General features: G+C 57.0%; 3 protein-coding genes. 1 reads left to right on the top strand and 2 read right to left on the bottom strand.

All coding sequences use genetic code 11. The features are described 5' to 3' along the window. Nucleotides 1–100: 100 nt before the first annotated feature. On the bottom strand, nucleotides 101–874 hold the full coding sequence (locus L904_RS21960) for a hypothetical protein (RefSeq protein ID WP_245285036.1): 774 nt from the start codon (nucleotides 872–874) through the stop codon (nucleotides 101–103). 382 nt (nucleotides 875–1256) lie between these two features. On the opposite strand from L904_RS21960, the gene L904_RS21955 reads away from it, so the two are divergent. Continuing rightward, nucleotides 1257–1970, top strand: a complete 714-nt coding sequence (locus L904_RS21955; RefSeq protein ID WP_020808659.1) for a DNA helicase — start codon at nucleotides 1257–1259, stop codon at nucleotides 1968–1970. Here L904_RS21955 and L904_RS28285 read toward each other — a convergent pair. Further along, nucleotides 1955–2148, bottom strand: a 194-nt coding sequence (locus L904_RS28285; RefSeq protein WP_210178844.1) for a hypothetical protein, incomplete at its 5' end; no start/stop codon positions are given. The genes L904_RS21955 and L904_RS28285 overlap by 16 nt on opposite strands.

The raw sequence follows: 2148 nt of genomic DNA, 5'->3' as shown, positions 1-2148 counted from the left end.
TTGACGATCGTGTTCACGACGGATGAGGAGTGGGCGGTTTGAGTGGGGAATTCTGAGGGGCGGGGTTGCAGCCCCTTTGTGTCAACCGGGTATTGAGCGGCTACTGATCCATCGCGCAAAGCCCGTCGCAATTCTGGTTCATGAAGAGCGATTTCAGCGCCTGCGCCTTGTCGCGTTCAAGCCCGGACAGTTCCGGCAAAATCGTGTCGATCTGGGTGGCCATGGCGGTTCGGTCGGCAAGGGAGGTCGCGGCGACCACGGGAATGGCGCTGGCATTGAGGGCGTTCAGCAAAATGAGCCGATTCTCGGATCGCAAATCCGGTGAGCGCAGCATAAGGGTCAGTCCGGTAAACTGCTCCATGATGCCAAGGCGCATCTGGCGCAGGCCATCGCGGCGCGCCTTGTTCATCTGATCGGCAGGAAGCACGGCGACAAAATCGGTAATCGCCTCCAGCTGAGCCGCCTGGACATGTAATAGATAGGCTCCGGCGCGTGCGATTTCGTCCTGGTATTTGAACGTATTTGCCGCTGTGTCCGGAAGGCTGCCGTTCTGTGGGGTAAACAGTGCATAGGTTTTAAGAACGGCGCCCGCATTCGCGCCTATGGCGATGAGCGCCGGAACATCGGCGGACCGGTATGGCTGCCTGCCAAGGGTCCCCTCCACATTCCAGAGCCGGTCCAGCACCTTCGCATGAGCGGGGTTGGATAATCGCGGTAAATCCCCCTGCGCGCGCGTTTCCCGCGCGAGCGTGTCAAGGCCCTGAAATGCCGAGGCGGATTCGTTTTGATTGGTGGAAGAGACATCGGCCTTTGCCACCAAGGGCATCGCGCCAAACCACGACAATAACAACAGCGCTGGAATCAATCGCTTCAAGGTCGTGGTCTCCTCAATTGAACGAACGTTCTTTTTCATGGTGCATGACAGGTTTTATGGTGCCCGCAACTCGAGCGCAACATCAGGTAGCAATTCCGACGGCCTGCCGGCCGGTTATAGTGGCCTGTTTTGCCGCTCAAGAAGTTCGACAAAGGCGTCCTGCTTTATGAGGACAGGATCCGGTAACTGCGATGTGGCGAATGGCTTGCGCCCCTTGCTGCGAATCGCGCAACCCGCTAGCTTTCAACTACAGGCTGGACCCAAGCCTCCCCCCTCCTTTCGGGAAAGCATCGCACATGCAGGGTGAAGGCAAATCATCGAACCATCTGTTCGAGCATCGCATAAGGAGGGGTTGCGTTTCGGCTCGCAATGGAGGTCTTTGATGAAACTTTCTGCACCGATATTTCAGCTTAAACGCCGTGCAAAGCTCATGGCGCGAAACAATGATGTTCCGCTGAACGAAGCGCTGGATCAGATCGCGCAAGAAGAGGGCTTTGCAAGGTGGAGCATGCTGTCGTCCCGGATGTCTTCCGGGCCACTTTCCGAAACGGTACTTTCCCGTCTCGATGCCGGCGACCTGTTATTGCTCGCTGGCCGACCGGGGCAGGGCAAGACCATGCTTGGTCTTCAGCTTCTGATCGATGCGGCCCGGGACGGCCGCAAGGCGTTTCTGTTTACGTTGGAATTGACTGAAAAACAGGCGGGAAAATATCTCCGATCGCTTGAAAGGGAGACTGACGGCTTCGCCAACCAAGTTCAGATTGTCACTTCCGATGAAATTAGTGCGGACTACATCATCGATCGGATGTCGGGGTCGCGACCGGGAACAGTCGCGGTGATCGACTATCTCCAGGCGCTGGATCAACAGCGGAGCAAGCCCGTTCTTTCCGAGCAGCTACGAGCCCTCGGTGATTTTGCGCGACGGACAGGTTGCGTTCTGGGCTTCATTTCGCAAATCGACAGATCGTTTGATCCGGAAAGCAAGCGGCTTCCCGACATCCGCGATATTCGTCTTCCCAACTTCGTCGATCTCGGCCTTTTTAACAGGGCGTGCTTCCTCCACGACGGCGAAGCACAACTTCAGGACGTCGCCTGATTGCCTGCCGCGACTTGACGGGTCGCGGCAGTCATTCTGCTGAAATCTGGTTCGGCATAGCGCGGACACGTGCCTGAAACGAATGAGAAGACGGCAGCAAAATGCCACGTCGCTGTAGAAGCAATGTGAAACAGGCGCTCGCGGACATTCTTCTGGTGACCCCGCTGGAATTCAAGCA

The sequence above is a fragment of the Agrobacterium sp. LY4 genome (assembly GCF_001526585.1).
GTDB classification, from domain to species: Bacteria; Pseudomonadota; Alphaproteobacteria; order Rhizobiales; family Rhizobiaceae; genus Agrobacterium; species Agrobacterium leguminum.
This window is presented reverse-complemented; position numbering and strand designations above follow the sequence as displayed.